At 61.2% G+C, this 19,663-nt stretch carries 15 protein-coding genes; 13 read left to right on the top strand and 2 right to left on the bottom strand.

Annotation, left to right across the window (positions count from 1 at the left end; genetic code table 11):
• Window positions 1–50 precede the first annotated feature (50 nt).
• The 13 genes from BW992_RS26900 to BW992_RS11500 all read left to right on the top strand — a co-directional run bounded on the left by BW992_RS26900 (window position 51) and on the right by BW992_RS11500 (window position 18,394).
• Window positions 51–227 carry a hypothetical protein gene (locus BW992_RS26900; protein WP_003176118.1) on the top strand — a complete coding sequence of 59 codons (177 nt, stop codon included), beginning with the start codon at window positions 51–53 and terminating at the stop codon, window positions 225–227.
• Window positions 211–3,165 carry a sensor histidine kinase gene (locus BW992_RS11555; protein WP_165887275.1) on the top strand — a complete coding sequence of 985 codons (2,955 nt, stop codon included), beginning with the start codon at window positions 211–213 and terminating at the stop codon, window positions 3,163–3,165. Before BW992_RS26900 ends, BW992_RS11555 begins: the two co-directional genes overlap by 17 nt.
• A 22-nt stretch (window positions 3,166–3,187) precedes the next feature.
• Window positions 3,188–4,624 (top strand): sigma-54-dependent transcriptional regulator, encoded by a 1,437-nt coding sequence (locus BW992_RS11550; RefSeq protein WP_076406253.1) that lies wholly within the window; start codon window positions 3,188–3,190, stop codon window positions 4,622–4,624.
• Between the two features lie 727 nt (window positions 4,625–5,351).
• A complete protein-coding gene (locus tag BW992_RS11545; protein ID WP_072398637.1) occupies window positions 5,352–6,749 on the top strand; it encodes a polynucleotide adenylyltransferase PcnB in 1,398 nt (465 codons plus the stop codon).
• A 3-nt stretch (window positions 6,750–6,752) separates the two neighbouring features.
• Window positions 6,753–7,238, top strand: coding sequence for a 2-amino-4-hydroxy-6-hydroxymethyldihydropteridine diphosphokinase (gene folK / locus BW992_RS11540; RefSeq protein WP_072398636.1), 486 nt, complete (start codon window positions 6,753–6,755; stop codon window positions 7,236–7,238).
• A 267-nt stretch (window positions 7,239–7,505) separates the two neighbouring features.
• A complete protein-coding gene (gene panB, locus BW992_RS11535) occupies window positions 7,506–8,306 on the top strand; it encodes a 3-methyl-2-oxobutanoate hydroxymethyltransferase (RefSeq protein WP_076406251.1) in 801 nt (266 codons plus the stop codon).
• Entirely contained in the window at window positions 8,303–9,163 is an 861-nt protein-coding gene (panC, locus tag BW992_RS11530; protein ID WP_076406249.1) for a pantoate--beta-alanine ligase, read from the top strand. The genes panB and panC overlap by 4 nt, the downstream gene beginning before the upstream one ends.
• A 181-nt stretch (window positions 9,164–9,344) precedes the next feature.
• A complete protein-coding gene (gene panD, locus BW992_RS11525) occupies window positions 9,345–9,725 on the top strand; it encodes an aspartate 1-decarboxylase (RefSeq protein WP_072398633.1) in 381 nt (126 codons plus the stop codon).
• A gap of 300 nt (window positions 9,726–10,025) precedes the next feature.
• A complete protein-coding gene (gene pgi, locus BW992_RS11520; RefSeq protein ID WP_076406244.1) occupies window positions 10,026–11,690 on the top strand; it encodes a glucose-6-phosphate isomerase in 1,665 nt (554 codons plus the stop codon).
• 188 nt (window positions 11,691–11,878) lie between these two features.
• Window positions 11,879–13,816: an acetate--CoA ligase gene (gene acs / locus BW992_RS11515; protein ID WP_072398631.1), complete on the top strand. Its 1,938-nt coding sequence runs from the start codon at window positions 11,879–11,881 to the stop codon at window positions 13,814–13,816.
• Between the two features lie 211 nt (window positions 13,817–14,027).
• Window positions 14,028–15,044, top strand: a complete 1,017-nt coding sequence (locus tag BW992_RS11510; protein WP_072398630.1) for a class I SAM-dependent rRNA methyltransferase — start codon at window positions 14,028–14,030, stop codon at window positions 15,042–15,044.
• Window positions 15,045–15,162: 118 nt separating this feature from the next.
• Window positions 15,163–18,096 carry a DUF748 domain-containing protein gene (locus BW992_RS11505; protein WP_072459662.1) on the top strand — a complete coding sequence of 978 codons (2,934 nt, stop codon included), beginning with the start codon at window positions 15,163–15,165 and terminating at the stop codon, window positions 18,094–18,096.
• Between the two features lies 1 nt (window position 18,097).
• Window positions 18,098–18,394, top strand: coding sequence for a DUF2845 domain-containing protein (locus BW992_RS11500; RefSeq protein ID WP_072398628.1), 297 nt, complete (start codon window positions 18,098–18,100; stop codon window positions 18,392–18,394).
• A 171-nt stretch (window positions 18,395–18,565) separates the two neighbouring features.
• Here BW992_RS11500 and BW992_RS11495 read toward each other — a convergent pair whose 3' ends face one another.
• Window positions 18,566–18,919 carry a BON domain-containing protein gene (locus tag BW992_RS11495; RefSeq protein WP_072398627.1) on the bottom strand — a complete coding sequence of 118 codons (354 nt, stop codon included), beginning with the start codon at window positions 18,917–18,919 and terminating at the stop codon, window positions 18,566–18,568.
• 289 nt (window positions 18,920–19,208) lie between these two features.
• A complete protein-coding gene (locus tag BW992_RS11490) occupies window positions 19,209–19,634 on the bottom strand; it encodes a pilin (RefSeq protein WP_072398626.1) in 426 nt (141 codons plus the stop codon).
• Between the last annotated feature and the right edge of the window lie 29 nt (window positions 19,635–19,663).

Here is a 19,663-nt window from a genome sequence, read left to right as displayed (position 1 = left end):
TTACCATCGCCGCACGTTTTCGGGCACGCGCTTAAAAAAGAGAGGCCGGGATGTACATCTATCGCTTGGTCCTGCTCCTGGTAGTGGGGATCTACCTTTTCTCCCCGGCCATCATGGATTGGTGGATCGATGCCACGGGCGCCTGGTATCGGCCTTATCTGCTCTGGCTGATCCTGATCGTCGTGACCTTCATCCTGCAGAGCCAAAAAGATGCCGATGAGCTTTAGCCTGACCCAGATGATCCTGATCAGCGCAGCCTACCTGGCGGTGCTGTTCGGCGTGGCCTGGATCAGTGAACGGGGCATGATTCCCCGGGCGATCATCCGCCACCCGCTGACCTACACCCTGTCGCTGGGCGTCTACGCCAGTGCATGGGCGTTCTATGGCACGGTCGGGCTGGCCTACCAGTACGGCTACGGCTTCCTGTCGAGCTACCTCGGTGTGTCGGGCGCGTTCCTGCTGGCGCCGGTGCTGCTTTATCCGATCCTGAAGATCACCCGCACCTACCAACTGTCCTCCCTGGCCGACCTGTTCGCCTTTCGATTTCGCAGTACCTGGGCCGGCGCGCTCACCACGATCTTCATGCTGGTGGGCGTGCTGCCCTTGCTGGCCCTGCAGATGCAGGCCGTGGCCGATTCCATCAGCATCCTTACCCACGAGCCGGTGCAGCACCGGGTAGCGTTGAGCTTCTGTGTCCTGATCATCCTGTTCACCATTTTCTTCGGCTCCCGGCATATCGCCACCCGGGAAAAGCACGAAGGCCTGGTGTTCGCCATCGCCTTCGAGTCGGTGATCAAGCTGATCGCCATCGGCGGGGTCGGCCTCTATGCCCTGTACGGCGTGTTCGATGGCCCGCAACAGCTCGAACTCTGGCTGCTGCAGAACCAGACTGCCCTCGCCGCGCTGCACACGCCCTTGCAGGAAGGTCCATGGCGCACGCTGCTGCTGGTGTTCTTCGCCTCGGCGATCGTGATGCCGCACATGTACCACATGACCTTCACCGAGAACCTCAACCCGCGCTCACTGGTAAGCGCAAGCTGGGGCCTGCCACTGTTCCTGCTGTTGATGAGCCTGGCAGTGCCGCTGATTCTCTGGGCCGGATTGAAACTGGGAGCCAGCACCAATCCCGAGTACTTCACCCTGGGCATCGGCATCGCCGCCAACAGCCCGGCCCTGGCCTTGCTGGCGTATATCGGCGGGTTGTCGGCGGCCAGCGGGCTGATCATCGTGACCACCCTGGCACTGTCGGGGATGGCCCTCAACCATCTGGTGCTGCCGCTTTACCAGCCGCCGGCCGAAGGCAATATCTATCGCTGGCTGAAATGGACCCGGCGGGCACTGATCGTGGCGATCATCATGGCCGGCTACGGGTTCTACCTGATGCTGGGGGACGGACAGGACCTGGCCAACCTGGGCATCGTCGCCTTCGTCGCCACCCTGCAGTTCCTGCCGGGTGTGCTGTCGGTGCTGTATTGGCCCACCGCCAACCGTCGCGGCTTCATCGCCGGCCTGCTGGCGGGCATCCTGGTCTGGCTGGTCGCCATGCTGCTGCCGTTGCTGGGCAATTTGCAGGGTTTCTACATCCCCCTGCTGAACATGATCTACGTGCTCGACGACACCAGCTGGCACATGGCGGCCATCGCCTCGCTGGCGGCGAACGTACTGATGTTCACCTTGATCTCCCTGTTCACCAACGCCAGCAGCGAAGAGGCCAGCGCCGCCGAAGCCTGCGCCGTGGATAACGTCCGCCGCCCACAGCGCCGCGAACTGCACGCCGCCTCGCCCCAGGAGTTCGCCACGCAACTGGCCAAGCCCCTGGGTGCCAAGGCTGCTCAGAAGGAAGTCGAACAAGCCCTGCGCGACCTGTACCTGCCCTTCGACGAACGCCGCCCCTATGCCCTGCGCCGCCTGCGCGACCGCATCGAAGCCAACCTGTCCGGCCTGATGGGCCCCAGCGTGGCCCAGGACATGGTCGAGACCTTCCTGCCCTACAAGGCGGGCGGGGAAAACTATGTCACCGAGGACATCCACTTCATTGAAAGCCGCCTCGAAGACTACCACTCGCGCCTGACGGGCCTTGCCGCCGAACTGGACGCCCTGCGTCGTTATCACCGCCAGACCCTGCAGGAACTGCCGATGGGCGTGTGTTCCCTGGCCAAGGACCAGGAAATTCTGATGTGGAACAAGGCCATGGAAGAATTGACCGGGATCGCCGCCCAGCGCGTGGTCGGTTCGCGGCTGAGCACCCTGGGCGAACCCTGGAAAGGCCTGTTGCAGGGTTTCATCGACCTTCCGGACGAACACTTGCACAAGCAGCACCTGGCCCTCGATGGCCAGACCCGCTGGTTGAACCTTCACAAAGCCGCCATCGATGAGCCGCTGGCGCCCGGCAACAGCGGCCTGGTGTTACTGGTCGAAGACCTGACCGATACCCAGATGCTCGAAGACAAGCTGGTCCACTCCGAGCGACTGGCAAGCATCGGCCGGCTCGCCGCCGGCGTGGCGCACGAAATCGGCAACCCGATCACCGGCATCGCCTGCCTGGCGCAGAACCTGCGCGAAGAGCGCGAGGACGATGCCGAACTCACGGAAATCAGCAGCCAGATCCTCGAACAGACCCGACGCGTGTCGCGTATCGTCCAATCGCTGATGAGCTTCGCCCATGCCGGCGGCCACCAGCACAACGATGAGCCCGTCTGCCTGGCCGAAGTGGCCCAGGATGCGATTGGTCTGCTGGCCCTCAACCGGCGCAATTTCGAAGTGCAGTTCTTCAACCTGTGCGACCCGGACCACTGGGTCGACGGCGATCCCCAGCGGCTCGCCCAGGTGCTGATCAACCTGTTGTCCAACGCGCGCGACGCCTCGCCTGCCGGCAGCGCCGTGCGAGTCAAGAGCGAAGCCAGCGAACACACGATCGATCTGATCGTCGAAGACGAAGGCAGCGGTATCCCACAGAACATCATGGATCGATTATTCGAACCCTTCTTCACCACCAAGGATCCTGGCGAAGGCACCGGACTGGGCCTCGCACTGGTCTATTCCATCGTTGAAGAGCATTATGGACAAATCACCATCGACAGCCCGGCCGATGTTCAAAGCCAGCGCGGCACCCGTATTCGGGTAACCTTGCCGCGTCATGTCGAAGCGACGTCCGCTGTGAACTGAGACCGTCGAGAGAATCGAATCAATGCCGCACATTTTGATCGTCGAAGACGAAACAATTATCCGCTCCGCCTTGCGCCGCCTGCTGGAACGCAACCAGTACCAGGTCAGCGAAGCCGGTTCCGTGCAGGAAGCACAAGAGCGTTTCAGCATTCCCACGTTTGACCTGATCGTCAGCGACCTGCGCCTGCCCGGCGCCCCCGGCACCGAACTGATCAAGCTCGGCCAGGGCACTCCGGTGCTGATCATGACCAGCTACGCCAGCCTGCGCTCGGCGGTCGATTCCATGAAAATGGGTGCGGTGGACTACATCGCCAAGCCGTTCGACCACGATGAAATGCTCCAGGCCGTGGCCCGGATCCTGCGTGACCGACAGACGGCGGCCAACAATCCGGTAGAACCGACGAACGGTAAAGCCGCGACTTCTGCGAAAACGGTCGCCGGCAATGCCAACGGTGAAATCGGCATCATCGGCTCCTGCCCTCCAATGCAGGACCTATACGTCAAGATCCGCAAAGTGGCGCCGACCGACTCCAACGTCCTGATCCAGGGCGAATCCGGTACCGGCAAGGAGTTGGTGGCCCGCGCCCTGCACAACCTGTCTCGCCGGGCCAAGGCACCGATGATCTCGGTGAACTGCGCAGCAATCCCGGAAAGCCTGATCGAGTCCGAGTTGTTCGGGCACGAGAAAGGTGCATTCACTGGCGCCAGCGCCGGACGCGCCGGCCTGGTGGAAGCCGCGGATGGCGGCACACTGTTCCTCGATGAAATCGGCGAACTGCCTTTGGAAGCCCAGGCACGTTTGCTGCGGGTGCTTCAGGAAGGCGAGATCCGTCGGGTCGGGTCGGTGCAGTCGCAGAAAGTCGATGTACGCCTGATCGCAGCGACCCACCGGGACCTCAAGAGCCTGGCAAAGATCGGCCAGTTCCGTGAAGACCTGTATTACCGCTTGCATGTCATCGCGCTGAAACTGCCGGCTCTGCGCGAACGGGGCGCGGACGTCAACGAAATCGCCAATGCCTTCCTCGCCCGCCAAAGTGCGCGAGTCAACCGCACCGACTTGAAGTTCGCCCCGGACGCCGAACAGGCCATTCGTCATTACGCCTGGCCGGGTAACGTTCGAGAATTGGAAAACGCAGTGGAGCGGGCGGTGATCCTGTGCGAAAGCCCGGAAATCTCCGCCGACCTGCTGGGCATCGACATCGAGCTCAGCGATATGGACGACGAAGAATTCATCGGCCTGGCCCCGCAACAGGGTAACGCTGCCAACAATACCAGCCATGAGCCCACCGAGGACCTTTCCCTGGAAGACTATTTCCAGCATTTCGTCCTGGAGCACCAGGACCATATGACCGAGACCGAACTGGCTCGCAAGCTGGGTGTGAGCCGCAAGTGCCTGTGGGAACGGCGCCAGCGCCTGGGCATTCCACGGCGCAAGACCGGCGTGGCCAGCGAGAGCTGAGCCAGCTCCCACAGCGGAAGCTGAAAGGTATACCTATGTGAAAAAACTGTTACCTCAGCTTTTTCACGTAACAGAAGCCGGGGTTTACGGTAACGAAATCCCGGCTTTTTTTCGTCTTGAAAAAATGGCCTAGCCCTTCAACCTCCCGGTTTTCCTGGGCCTCACAAAAGTTGGCACGCACCCTGCTATAGCTTTGGTACAAGAACAATAACAAGCAATGCACAAGACAATAAAAATAAGACGAATCGACTCACGCACAATAAAAACAAGACGGCGAGAGGCGCAGCTAACTGATTCTTTTGGAGAGGCGTTGTATTTGGGGCTTGCCCCACAACCAGGCCGAGAACAATAAAAACTGTCTCAAGACAGCTGCCTGAACTGGTTGGATCGATCGATCACTGCAACTCAGCGACCAAAGCAATCCGTTTGCTCTTGGCTCCCGATTGGGAGGGTCACGAAGGGAAACCTCGTGGCGAGGGCACTCACAAAAACAAGAAGCCCGAAAACCATAATAAAAACAGAGCACGCAACTAATTCTGGGGGAGCTTCGGCTCCCCTTGTGGTTTCTGACATTCCCCTTCCATGAAGCCTACAGGGCTTGCCACTTGTAGCTTGCAGCTCAAAACTGCTGTGTCCTACACCATCCTCCGACTAAATGCTAGAATCCCCGCCCATCATGCGGCCATTCTTCGTTTTTGGTCGAATATTCCTTCAAACAGTGCATCCCATGCTGAAGAAGCTGTTCCAGTCATTCCGTTCTCCCTTGCGTCGTACGCAACACATTCGCAGCACGCCTGAAGTGCTCAACAGCAGCCAGCACTCGCTGCAAAAGGCCCAGTTCAGCCGTTATGCGGTGAACATCGTCGAACGCCTGCAGGGCGCCGGCTACCAGGCTTATCTGGTTGGCGGGTGCGTGCGCGACATGCTGCTCAACATCACCCCGAAGGATTTCGACGTGGCGACCAGCGCCACGCCGGAACAGATCCGGGCCGAGTTTCGTAACGCGCGCATCATTGGCCGGCGCTTCAAGCTGGTCCATATCCATTTCGGTCGTGAAATCATCGAAGTCGCGACTTTTCGCGCCAATCACCCGCAAAACGAAGAGGAAGAGGACAGCAACCAGTCTTCCCGCAACGAGAGCGGGCGCATCCTGCGCGATAATGTCTACGGCACGCTGGAAGAAGACGCGCAACGTCGCGACTTCACCATCAACGCCTTGTATTACGACCCGGTCAGCGAGCGCATCCTCGACTACGCCAATGGCGTACACGACATCCGCAATCGCCTGATCCGCCTGATTGGCGATCCTCGGCAGCGTTACCAGGAAGATCCGGTGCGGATGTTGCGGGCAGTGCGTTTCGCGGCCAAGCTGGATTTCGGTATCGAAAAACACAGTGCCGCGCCGATTCGCGACCTGGCGCCGATGCTGCGGGAAATTCCTTCGGCACGCCTGTTCGAGGAAGTGCTCAAGCTGTTTCTGTCGGGCAACGCGGCGGACACCTTCGAAATGCTGGTGGACCTGCAACTGTTCGATCCGCTGTTCCCGGCCAGTGCCGAGGCGCTGGAGCACAATCCGACCTACACCCACACCTTGATCAGCGAAGCACTGATCAACACCGACCTGCGCATCAAGCAGAACAAACCGGTGACCCCGGCCTTCCTGTTCGCCGCGCTGCTCTGGCCGGCCCTCCCGGCCCGGGTGCTGCGTCTGCAGGAGCGGGGCATGCCACCGATCCCGGCCATGCAGGAGGCCGCCCACGAGCTCATCAGCGAACAGTGCCAGCGCATCGCGATTCCCAAGCGTTTCACAATGCCGATCCGCGAAATCTGGGACATGCAGGAACGCCTGCCACGGCGCAGCGGCAAACGCGCCGACCTGTTGCTGGACAACCCGCGCTTCCGCGCCGGCTACGATTTCCTGCTGCTGCGTGAAAGCGCGGGCGAGCAGACCGATGGCCTGGGCGAATGGTGGACCGACTACCAGGACGCCAACGACAGCGAGCGCCGCGATATGATTCGTGAGCTCAGCGGCAAGGATGACGGCGCCAGCGGCCCACGCAAACGTCGTCGCAGCAGCGGCGCCAAGCGCAAGCGCGCCGGTGTGCCGAGCGCATCGGGCGATTGATCGATGGAACGCATCTATATCGGCATGGGTAGCAACCTGGCCGAACCCGCCGAACAACTGCGCAGTGCCGTCCAGGCGCTGGCGCAATTGCCCGGCACCCGACTGGCGGGCGTTTCGGCGTTCTATCAGAGCGATTCCCTGCTACCCGGCCAACCGCGCTACACCAACGCCGTAGCGGCGCTGGACAGCCCGCTCGCGCCGCTGGAGCTGCTCGACGCGCTGCAAGCCATCGAAACCGGCCAGGGCCGCGAGCGCCTGGAACGCTGGGGCCCGCGGACCCTGGACCTGGACATTCTCTTGTATGGCGACCAGTTGATCGACCAGCCGCGTCTCAAGGTCCCCCATTACCATATGCATGCCCGGGCCTTCGTCCTGTATCCGCTGGCGGAACTGGCTCCCGCCGATCTGCGGCTGGCCGATGGACGCCTGCTCGCGGACCTGCTCGCAGCGTGCCCATTCGTTGGCCTGGAGCGCCTGCCACCTGCCTGACGAAGACCTTGCAAGTGGGAGCGAGACTGCTCGCTACCCCACAAGATCGGGACCAGGCAGTCAGATTCGAAACACACCTCTACGCTGAAACGCATCAGTAACCCCGGTAACACCTGGCGGTAACACATCCAATTGACTTCCCCGGTGCTCCTCACGACTATAGGCGTCCCGTTGCCGCCAATGCGGCGTTGAGGGGCGCAATCCAGGCCTTACAAGCACCACGCATAGAGGGTGCGCCTGTATCGAGCGCCTAATGAGGACTTTTTCATGCCAGCTATTACCCTGACCACGCTGCAAGGTCTCAAGCAAAAAGGTGAAAAGATCGCCATGCTGACCTGCTATGACGCAACGTTCGCCCACGCCTGTAACGAGGCCGGTGTCGAAGTGCTACTGGTGGGCGATTCCCTCGGCATGGTGTTGCAAGGCCACGACAGCACACTGCCGGCCACCACCGCCGACATGGCTTATCATGTCGCTTGCGTCAAACGCGGTAACACCGATGCGCTGATCCTCGCCGACCTGCCGTTCATGGCCTATGCCACCCTGGAACAGACCATGACCAACAGCGCCCAGCTGATGCAGGCCGGCGCCCACATGGTGAAAGTCGAAGGTGCATTGTGGCTGGCCGAGTCGATCCGGCTGCTGGCCGAACGAGGCATTCCGGTCTGCGCACACCTGGGGCTGACACCGCAGTCGGTGAATGTGCTCGGTGGCTACAAGGTCCAGGGTCGCAACGAGAACCAGGCGCGGCAGATGCGTGCCGATGCCATTGCGCTGGAGCAGGCCGGCGCCGCGATGTTGCTGCTCGAATGCGTGCCCAGCGAGCTGGCCGAAGAGATTACCCAGGCAGTGAAGATCCCGGTGATCGGCATCGGCGCCGGCAATGCCACCGATGGCCAGGTGCTGGTGCTGCACGACATGCTCGGGCTGTCGATCACCGGTCGCGTGCCCAAGTTCGTGAAGAACTTCATGGTCGGGCAAACCAGCGTGCAGGCCGCCTTGGCTGACTACGTGGCGCAAGTCAAGGCCGGGACCTTCCCTGGGGCCGAACACGGATTCTCCGCATGAACACCGTCAAGACCGTACGTGAACTGCGGGCCGCCGTGGCCCGTGCCCGCGGCGAAGGCAAACGCATCGCCTTCGTGCCCACCATGGGCAACCTGCACAGTGGCCACATGGCACTGGTGACCAAGGCAGCGCAGCGGGCCGATTTCGTGGTGGCGAGCATTTTCGTCAACCCGCTGCAATTCGGTGCCGGCGAAGACCTGGACAAATATCCCCGCACCCTGGCGGCAGACCAGGAGAAGCTGCTGCAGGCCGGCTGCCACTTGCTGTTTGCCCCCAGCGTGGAAGAGATGTATCCCGACGGCATGACCGGACAGACCCGGGTCAGCGTTCCGCAATTGTCCGAAGGCCTGTGCGGTGCCAGCCGTCCCGGGCATTTCGAAGGTGTGGCGACAGTGGTCAGCAAGCTGTTCAACATGGTCCAGCCTGACCTGGCGGTATTCGGCCAGAAGGACTTCCAGCAATTGGCGGTGATCCGGGCGCTGGTCCACGACCTGAACATGCCGATCCAGATCATCGGCGAGCCGACCGTCCGGGCCGAAGACGGCCTGGCGCTTTCATCGCGCAACGGCTTCCTCAGCCCCGAGCAACGCGCCGTGGCGCCAGTGGTCTACCGCAGCCTGAGCCACATCGCCGAGGCGATCCGCCAGGGGCAGCGGGATTTCCCGGCGTTGATCGCCGAGCAGCTCAAGCAACTCGAAGCCGCCGGCCTGCGCCCCGACTACCTGGAAGTGCGCCACGCCAAGACGTTGCGCCCGGCATCGAGGGAGGATCGCGACCTGGTGATCCTGGTAGCGGCATTCCTGGGCAGCACACGGTTGATCGACAACCTGCACCTGGACCTCGACTCCCCCGTCTGACCCCTAACGCACACCCTGTGGGAACGAGCTTGTCCGCCAATGCGATGTCTGTCACATCAACGTGAAGGATGCCGGCCTTGCCGCGAGCAAACCCGCTCCCACGGGGCCTTCCAGCGTTATTGCCGCCTCGGTGGCCTTCGGGCAAACTGCCCGCCGTTCGGACTCGACCCTAGGAAACTCCATGCACACGATCATGCTCAAGGCCAAGCTGCACCGCGCCGAAGTCACTCACGCCGTGCTCGATTACGAAGGCTCCTGCGCCATCGATGGTGAATGGCTGGACCTGTCGGGAATCCGCGAATACGAACAGATCCAGATCTACAACGTCGACAATGGCGAGCGCTTCACCACCTACGCCATTCGTGGCGAGGAAGGCTCGCGGATGATTTCGGTCAACGGCGCCGCGGCGCACAAGGCCAAGGTCGGTGACCGCGTCATCATCTGCGCCTATGCTCACTACAGCGAAGCCGAACTGGTCAATTTCAAACCGCGCATGTTGTACATGGCGCCGGGCAACGAACTGAGCCACACCAGCAACGCCATCCCGGTCCAGGTCGCCTGACCGATGGACTTGCCTGTGGGAACGGGCTCGCTCGCGATAGCGTCAATCCCGCCCCCTCGATAGCCAGAGCACCAGGAAGCGCCCATCGCGCTTCCGTCTGTCGGCCAATTCCCACCCTGGCTGTATAAAAAAGTACCGGGATCCTGTCAGACAAAGTCAAGACAGATCGCAACGCGAGGTTTACTGTAGTCGCCCTGCGCCCAGAGATCGTGTCGACGCAGTTGTCCGGACGCCCGCCTCGGGCCTTGCCGGAGTTTTTAGTGTACAAAAGGTCGTTCAAGTAAAAGGAAACCCGCAGCGATGGCGTATTACCGAAACCCTCATGACGTGACCGCTCTGCCCGCCTGGCAAGCGCTGAATGACCACCGCAAAGCCATGCAGGATTTCAGCATGCGCGAAGCGTTCAACGCCGATCCGCAGCGTTTCAATCAATTCACCCTGTCGAGCTGCGGCCTGTTTCTCGATTATTCGAAGAACCTGATCAACGCCCAGACCCGCGACCTGCTGGTGAACCTGGCCAACGAAGTCGACCTCAAGGGCGCGATCAAGGCGCTGTTCGAAGGCGAAATCGTCAATGCCTCCGAAAACCGCCCGGCCCTGCACACGGCCCTGCGCCGGCCGGTGGGCGATAAACTGCTGGTGAACGGCGTCAACGTGATGCCTGACGTGCACAAGGTGCTCAACCAGATCACCGACCTGGTGGGCCGCATTCACGACGGGCTGTGGCGTGGCTACACCGAAAAACCGATCACCGACGTGGTGAACATTGGCATCGGCGGTTCGTTCCTCGGCCCGGAACTGGTATCCGAAGCGCTGTTGTCCTACGCGCAGAAGGGCGTTCGCTGCCACTACCTGGCGAACATCGATGGCAGCGAATTCCATGAGCTGACCATGAAGCTGCGCGCCGAGACCACCCTGTTCATCGTCTCGTCGAAGTCCTTCAACACCCTCGAGACCCTGAAGAACGCCCAGGCCGCCCGTGCCTGGTACCTGGCCCAGGGCGGCTCCGAAGCCGAGCTGTATCGGCACTTTATCGCGGTATCGAGCAACAACGCGGCCGCCGTGGCCTTCGGTATCCGTGAAGAGAATATCTTCCCGATGTGGGACTGGGTCGGCGGGCGCTACTCGCTGTGGTCGGCCATCGGCTTGCCCATCGCCCTGGCCATCGGCATGTCGAACTTCAAGGAACTGCTGTCCGGTGCCTACTCCATGGACCAGCACTTCCAGAGCGCCTCGTTCGAGCAGAACATGCCGGTCCTGCTGGCGTTGCTCGGCGTGTGGTACGGCAATTTCTGGGGCGCGCAAAGCCACGCGATCCTGCCGTACGACCACTACTTGCGCAACATCACCAAACACCTGCAGCAACTGGACATGGAGTCCAACGGCAAGAGCGTACGCCAGGACGGCACGCCGGCGTCCACCGACACTGGCCCGGTCATCTGGGGTGGCGTCGGTTGCAACGGCCAGCACGCCTATCACCAGTTGCTGCACCAGGGCACCCAGTTGATCCCGGCCGACTTCATCGTGCCGGTGGTCAGCTTCAACCCGGTGGCCGACCATCACCAGTGGCTGTACGCCAACTGCCTGTCCCAGAGCCAGGCGCTGATGCTTGGCAAGACCCGCGCCGAGGCAGAAGCCGAATTGCGGGACAAGGGTGCGAGTGAAGAGGAAGTGCAGAAACTGGCCTCCCACAAGGTCATCCCGGGCAACCGTCCGAGCAACACCCTGGTGGTCGAACGCATCAGCCCCCGTCGCCTTGGCGCGCTGGTGGCGCTGTATGAACACAAGGTGTTCGTGCAAAGCGTGGTCTGGGGCATCAATGCCTTCGACCAGTGGGGCGTGGAACTGGGCAAGGAACTGGGCAAAGGCGTCTACAACCGCCTGGTGGGCAGCGAAGAAAGCCCGGCCGAGGATGCCTCGACCCAAGGCCTGATCAGCTACTTCCGCGGACGTCACCGCGGCTGAGTCGTTGACCTGCATTACCCTCTGTGGGAGCGAGCCTGTTCGCGATGGCGGTGTGTCAGTCAATGGAAGGTTGATTGATCTACCATCGCGAGCAGACTCGCTCCCACAGTCATTTGTGCATGACTTGAACCCTCCGGCTACTGGGCGCATCTTTATGACTTGTCGCAAAACAAGAATAAGGAACCGCCATGCTCGATATCAGCCAGTTCCCTCAAGCCGATGCCGTCCGCCAGGCTGCGCAACTGAGTCAGGACCAATACAAGCGGCTCTACAAGGAATCCATCGAACACCCCAGCACCTTCTGGGCTGAACAGGCCACCCGCTTCCTCGATTGGATGGCTCCTTGGCAGACTGTCCAGCGCTACGACCTCAAGGCCGGCGACGCCACCTGGTTCGCTGGCGGCAAGCTGAACGTCAGCGCCAACTGCATCGACCGTCACCTTGAACACCGTGCCGACCAGACTGCAATCATCTGGGAGGGCGACAACCCCGCCGAATCAGCGCAGATCAGCTACCGAAAACTCCATCATCACGTGTGCCGCCTGGCCAATGTGTTGAAAAGCCGAGGCGTGAAGAAAGGCGATAGGGTGTGCATCTACATGCCGATGATCCCGGAGGCCGCCTATGCCATGCTCGCCTGCACCCGTATTGGCGCGGTGCACTCGGTGGTGTTCGGTGGTTTTTCGCCGGACTCGCTGCGCGACCGGATACTCGATGCCGATTGCCGCACGGTGATCACCGCCGACGAGGGCGTGCGCGGAGGACGTGCCATACCGCTCAAGCGCAATGTCGACAAAGCCCTGGAAAGCTGCCCCGACGTCAGCACGGTCCTGGTGATCGAACGCACCCAGGCCGAGATAAGCTGGGTCGATGGCCGCGACATCTGGTACCACCAGGCCATGCACGATGCCAGCGACGATTGCCCGCCCGAACCGATGGATGCCGAAGACCCGCTGTTCATCCTCTACACCTCCGGCAGCACCGGCAAACCCAAGGGTGTGCTGCACACCACTGGCGGTTATCTGCTGCAAGCAGCCATGACCTTCAGGTACGTGCTGGACTACCGCGACAACGAGGTGTTCTGGTGCACCGCCGATGTCGGCTGGGTCACCGGCCACAGTTATATCGTCTACGGCCCCCTGGCCAATGGCGCGACCACCCTGATCTTCGAAGGCGTGCCGAGCTACCCCGACAGCTCGCGCTTCTGGCAGGTGATCGACAAGCATCAGGTCAATATCTTCTACACCGCCCCCACCGCTCTGCGCGCGTTAATGCGCGAAGGTGCCGAACCCTTACAGAAAACTTCCCGCAAGAGTTTGCGATTGCTCGGCAGCGTCGGTGAGCCGATCAACCCGGAAGCGTGGGAATGGTATTTCAACAAGGTCGGCGAGCAACGTTGCCCGATTGTCGATACCTGGTGGCAGACCGAAACCGGCGGCATCATGCTCAGCCCGCTGGTGAGCCAACAGAAACTCAAGCCAGGCTGCGCGACCCGGCCACTGTTCGGGGTCCAACCGGTGCTGCTGGATGAAGCGGGCAAGGAGATCAATGGCCCGGGCAGTGGCGTGCTGGCCATCAAGTCCAGCTGGCCTGGCCAGATCCGCAGCGTCTACAGGGACCATCAGCGCATGGTCGACACCTACTTCAAGCCCTACCCCGGCTATTACTTCACCGGCGACGGCGCCCGTCGCGACGAAGACGGCGATTACTGGATCACCGGACGCATCGATGACGTCATCAACGTTTCCGGGCACCGCATCGGCACCGCCGAAGTGGAAAGCGCCCTGGTGCTGCACGACAGCATCGCCGAAGCGGCCGTCGTCGGTTATCCCCACGACCTCAAGGGCCAGGGCATCTATGCCTTTGTCACGCCAATGAACGGCGTCGAAGCCAACGACGATCTTAAGAAGGAACTGCTGGCCCATGTCAGCAAGGAAATCGGCAGCTTCGCCAAGCCCGAACTGATCCAATGGGCGCCGGCGCTGCCCAAGACCCGGTCGGGCAAGATCATGCGACGCATCCTGCGCAAGATCGCCTGCAACGAACTGGACAGCCTCGGCGATACCTCGACCCTGGCTGACCCAAGCGTGGTGGAGGGGCTGATCGACAAGCGCCTGAATCGCTGAGTCAGCCGGCTTGGCCTCCCAGAAGCCCGGCCCCTCTTCGGGCATCTGTCTGTGGCAGGAGCATCTTCTGTGGCGAGGGGATAAATCTCCTCGCCACAAATGCCACCCTCGCCACAGGTCGGTGCCCGACCTCGAATCCGTATGCAATCGCCAACCCGGGTTTGCATAACTGTTAAACTCTCGCGCCTCATTTCCTTAAGGCGCGCTTGGCATGTCTTCCTTGAATCAGGCGCTGCGCGCCGCCCTCGATCAGCGTCGGGACCTGCTTGACGACCTGGAGCAGCAAGGCACCGATTGCTATCGCCTGTTCCATGGCAGCCAGGAAGGCGCTCCCGGACTCACCGTCGATCGCTACGGCCCGCAACTGATGGTGCAGAGCTTTCACCAGTCACTGGAGCGCGAAGCCTTGTTGCAACTGCACGGCATCGTCAACGAACGCCTGGGCCTGGACACCCTGCTGGTCTACAACGACCGTGCGCGGGGCAATTCGCGGATCGACCGCCAGGACAGCGTCTATCAGGCCGAAGAGGCCGCCCTGCAGGATCTCGTCGGCCACGAATGGGGGCTGAACTATCGCGTCCGCGGGCGCCACGCCGGACAAGACCCTCTTCTGTTCCTGGACCTGCGCAATGCCCGTGGCTGGGTCAAGGCAAACAGCCGCAACAAAAGCGTGCTGAACCTGTTCGCCTATACCTGCGGTGTCGGCCTGAGCGCTGCGGCCGGCGGCGCGCGGGAGGTGTGTAACCTGGACTTTGCCGAAGGCAACCTCGCGGTGGGACAGGAGAACGGCCTGCTCAACCCCGGCCTGCCGGCCATGGAATTCGTGCAATCGGATTATTTCCCGGCGATCCGGCAACTGGCCGGCCTGCCCGTCAGCCAGCGACGCGGGCAGAAACTACCCGGCTATGTGCGCCTGGAACAACGCCAGTACGACCTGGTGCTGCTCGATCCACCGGCGTGGGCGAAGAGCGCCTTCGGCACCGTCGACCTGTTGCGCGATTACCAGAGCCTGCTCAAGCCTGCGTTGCTCAGCACAGCCGACGACGGAGTGCTGATCTGCTGCAACAACCTGGCGAAAGTCTCCATGGACGACTGGCGCGAACAGGTGTTGCGCTGCGCAAGCAAAGCCGGTCGACCGGTGCGGGAATGGAGCGTGCTGATGCCCGGCGATGACTTTCCCTCCAAGGATGGCAATCCACCGCTCAAGACACTGGTCCTGCACTTCTGAGCCAACCTCCGCACACCTACGCAAAAAACGGACAAATCCGATAAATCTCAGTGGTTTCGGAACCGTAAACGCATGCCATACTCCAAGGCACTCCGATTCACACCAGACGAAGCCACACATGTCCAAAGGATTGAAACGCGCTTTCGCCGCACTGCTTATCGCACTGGCCCTCTATAGCCTGCTGGGGTTTCTGATATTGCCGGGCATCGCCTTGCGGATCGCCAACCAGCAACTGGCCAGCCTTGCCACGGTTCCGGCTCAGTTGCAGCGTATCGAACTCAATCCTTTCAGCCTCGAAGTCACCCTGTGGGGACTGAATGTGGGCGAACCGGGCAAGGAACAGGTCGGCTTCGAACGCCTGTACGCCAACCTGCAGGTCGACAGCCTCTGGTCAGGTGCCCTGCACCTGGCCGATATCGAGCTGGACAAGCCCAAGACCGAGATCGTGTTCGCCAAGGACGGGCAGTTGAACCTGCTGGGCCTGTTCAAGCTGCCGCCCAGCGAACCGACCCCGGCCGATCCGGACGCCAAGCCGTTCCCCCTGCGCGTCGACCGGATCAAACTGGCCACCGGCTATGTGCATTTCCAGGATCTCCGGCCCAGCGAACCCATCGAGTTCCTCTACGACACGCTTGATTTCGAACTGAAGAACCTGAGTACCCTGCCTGACGACAGCGCCGACATGACCCTGGTCGCCGTCGGCCCTGAAGGTGGACAGGTCGACTGGACCGGCAATTTCAGCCTTTCGCCCATCGCTTCGCAAGGCAAACTCAAGATCACTGACGGCCAGATGAAAGCCTGGTGGCCTTACGTACGCGACGCGGTGCCCCTGGTGCTGGAAAATGGCGTGCTCAACCTGAGCACCGACTACAAGCTCAACCTGGCCAAGGGCACCGAACTGTTGCTCAGCAACGCGGCCGTCAGCGTCGCGCCCTTCGCCATCAAGGCGCCCGACGGTCGACCGCTGGCGAAGCTCGAGCGCCTGGATGTCAGCGAAACGACGGTGGACCTGGCCAAGCAGCAAGTGTTGGTAGGCAAAGTCCGTAGCCAGAAGCTGGAGACCTGGGCCGCCCGCGAGGCGGACGGACAACTGGACTGGCAGAAGCTCTTCGCCAGCCAGCCGGCAAAACCCCAGGTGAAGGTAGAGCCCGCATCGGCCCCGGCGGCGGCCGATTCGCCCAAGCCAGCCCCGCAAGCCCCTGGCAAGCCTTGGCAGGTGCTGTTGAAGGACGTTCAATTGCGCGATTACCGGGTGCACCTGGCCGACCGCCAGGCACAGCCTGCCGTGGCACTGGAGGTCGGCCCGCTGAATCTCGACCTGCAGAACTTCGACACCCTCAACGGCTCACCCTTTACCCTCAAGCTGGACACCGGATTGGGTAAACAGGGCAAGATCCTCGCCGACGGCGAGGTCAACCTGAGCCCCGTCACGGCCAGGCTCAAGGTCAAGACCCAGGACATCGACCTGCGTGTGGCCCAGGCCTATATCAACCCGTTCATTCGCCTGGAGCTGCGTTCAGGCATGCTCGGCAGCGACCTGGCAGTGGATCTCAAGAGCACCGAGCCGCTGGCTTTCGCAATCACCGGTCGCGCCCAGGTCGATCAGTTGCACACCCTGGATACCCTCAAGACCCGAGACTTTGTCAAATGGCAGCGCCTGGTGCTCGAAGGCCTCAGTTATCAGCACGGCGACAGCCTGTCCATCGACAAGGTCAATCTGCTCCAGCCTTATGCGCGCTTCATGATCAACGACGATCGCACCACCAACGTCGATGACCTGCTCATCCCGCAACCGGCCGACAGCGGCCCGAAGAACACTGCGGCAAAACCGGCTTCCAAGGAAAAACCCCTGGGCATCCACATCGGCGCGATTGCCATCAATGACGGTTCGGCCAATTTCGCCGACTTCAGCCTGACACCGAACTTCGCCACCGCCATCCAGCAGCTCAACGGCCAGATCGGCACCATCGACAGTCGCCAGGCAAAACCGGCCAGCGTCGACATCAAGGGCAAGGTCGACCGCTACGCACCTGTCACGATCAAGGGAGCACTCAACCCGTTCGATCCGATGGCCAGCCTTGATATCGCCACCAGCTTCAAGCGTGTCGAACTGACGACCCTGACACCCTACTCCGGTAAATTCGCCGGCTACCGCATCCGCAAGGGCCGGCTCAACCTGGACCTGCATTACCGCATCACCCAAGGCCAGCTCCAGGCCGACAACAAGGTGGTGGTGGAGCAACTGCAACTGGGGGAAAAAGTCGACAGCCCGGACGCCGTCAGCCTGCCGCTCAAGTTGGCCGTCGCGTTGCTGAAGGACTCCGAAGGCAGAATTTCCATCGAACTGCCGGTGTCCGGCAATCTCAACGACCCGCAATTCAGCGTCATGCCGATTGTCTGGCAAACCTTGCGCAACCTGGTGGTACGAGCGGCCCAGGCACCGTTCAAGCTCATCGGTGGGCTAGTGGCCGGAGGCGGCTCGCAAGACCTGGGCAGCGTGTCGTTCGCACCGGGCTCCAGCGAGCTGAGCCAGGAGAACCAGGGCGTACTGCTCAAGCTGTCCGAAGCCCTGGGCAAACGTCCCGAACTGCGCCTGGAAATCGAAGGCACCGCCGCCGAAAGTAGCGACGGCCCGTTACTCGCCGCCCAGCGCCTGGAACGCGAATACCAGTACAACTACTACAAGATGCTGCAACGCAGGGGCGACAAGGTCCCGGCCAAGGCTTTGTTGCTGCAGGTACCGGAGGACGAGAAGGCCCCGCTGCTGGAAGGCATCTACCGCACCCGCCTCAAGACCCAGCCACCGGCCGAATGGTCGCAACTGGATAAAAAGGCTCGTATCGAGAAGCTGCGTGAAGGGGTCATCAAGTTCTGGAGCGGCAGTGACGTTCTGCTGCGTGAACTGGGGCAGGAGAGAGCCAGCAGCATCAAGGACTTCCTGGTGGACAAGGGCCAACTGGCTGACGAACGGGTGTATTTCATCGACGCGACCCTCGGCCAGGCCGAAAGCGATGGACGCGTGATCACCCCCATGCACCTGGATGCCGAATAACATGAACCGCTTCCAATGGCTTTCCCTGGGATTGCTGCTGGTTGCCGGCCCGGCGTTGGCGGCCGACACGTTGCGCTGCGGCAGCCAGCTGATCAGCGTTGGCGATCGTTCCAGTGAAGTGCTGCACAAATGCGGACAACCCACGGCTCGAGACGACCTGGGCTACAAGCGCAGCGTCAATCGCCGCGAAGAATATCCGGTAGAGGAATGGACTTACGGCCCCAACAGCGGCATGTACCAGTACCTGCGCTTCGAAGGCAATCGCCTGGTGCAGATCACCAGCAAACGCGGGCGCTAGCCCATCTGATCGATCAACACCCTGCCCAAAATAGACAGGCCCCCGGCAAACGCCGAGGGCCTGGGACGGCCACATCCATGTGGCCTTTCGCATGAACCCTAAGCAACGGCAAACGTATGACTAGGCCCGCTTGCCGTGCCTTCTCCCGGTTCAGGCGGAGAAGTCTTGGCCTTATTCGGCCTTCAGGCCATCAGCCGATACAGCCTTGACGCCTTTGATTTTCTTGGCGATTGCCACTGCTGTGTCTTTCTGAGCCTCGGTCACGGCAACAGTGGAAGACAGGGACACGACGCCTTTGTTGGTTTCTACTTTGATATCGGTGCCTGGAATACCTTTTTCGGTGACCAGGTCAGCCTTGACCTTGGTGGTGATCCAGGTATCGGAGGTGGCTTCCTTGGCCTCTGTCACTTCGCCCGCAGCCAGCATCATTGGAGCCTGAGTTGCTTGAGTGGTCTCGGCGAAAGCGCTAGCCATGGTCAGGGTCAGTGCGGTGGCTGCAGCGGCAGTGATAGCGAACTTCTTCATACGAGTAACTCCTGTTTTTCTCAGAAACTGCCGGGGTAATGCATTCCGGCAGGGTTGTCAGGAGTAGTGCGAAGGCTGTGCCAGTTTTATAAATTCAAATAATTTCTTTTAAATCAATAAGTTAAGCGAAACGGCGATTTACAGAATCATGCAAAATGCATGACCCTCCGATTTTGTACATGCAAGTTGCGGTTTTTTTACGACGGCTTAAGCCACTGAATTGCCGGGCATTTCCTACACGCAAAAAAACCCCGCTAAAAGCGGGGCCGGTCAGATCAACCTGTATGCCTCAACTACCTGCAGCGGCAGCACCGGTGCAGCCCTTGGGAGCGTATTCCTGTTCAGCCGTGGTGGCACAGGTCCATACGCCGGTTCCCGAACGACTCAGCGTGATCGTCTTGCCCACCACCGGGCCTGGTGCATTGAGGATCGTGCAGCCGATGGTGCCGACCCCGGTAGAGGCAACACCCGAGGCAGTGGTGGTGCAGTTACTGGTGGTTGCCGTCCCGCCGATAAGCTCGAGGGTCGGGTTGGTGCCCGAATTGATCGTGTCTTCGAACGGCACTTTCAATGCGGTGATCTCCGCCAGGCCCGCGGTCACCTTGGCTCGCGCCTGGTATTTGGAATATTGCGGCAACGCAAAGGTCGCCAGAATGCCGATGATCGCCACGACGATCAGCAGCTCGATCAGCGTAAAGCCATTCTGCTTGTTCATAGACATCTCCATACATGAGGCGAAATCTC

The organism is Pseudomonas sp. 7SR1, assembly GCF_900156465.1.
Lineage (GTDB): Bacteria > Pseudomonadota > Gammaproteobacteria > Pseudomonadales > Pseudomonadaceae > Aquipseudomonas.
This window is presented reverse-complemented; position numbering and strand designations above follow the sequence as displayed.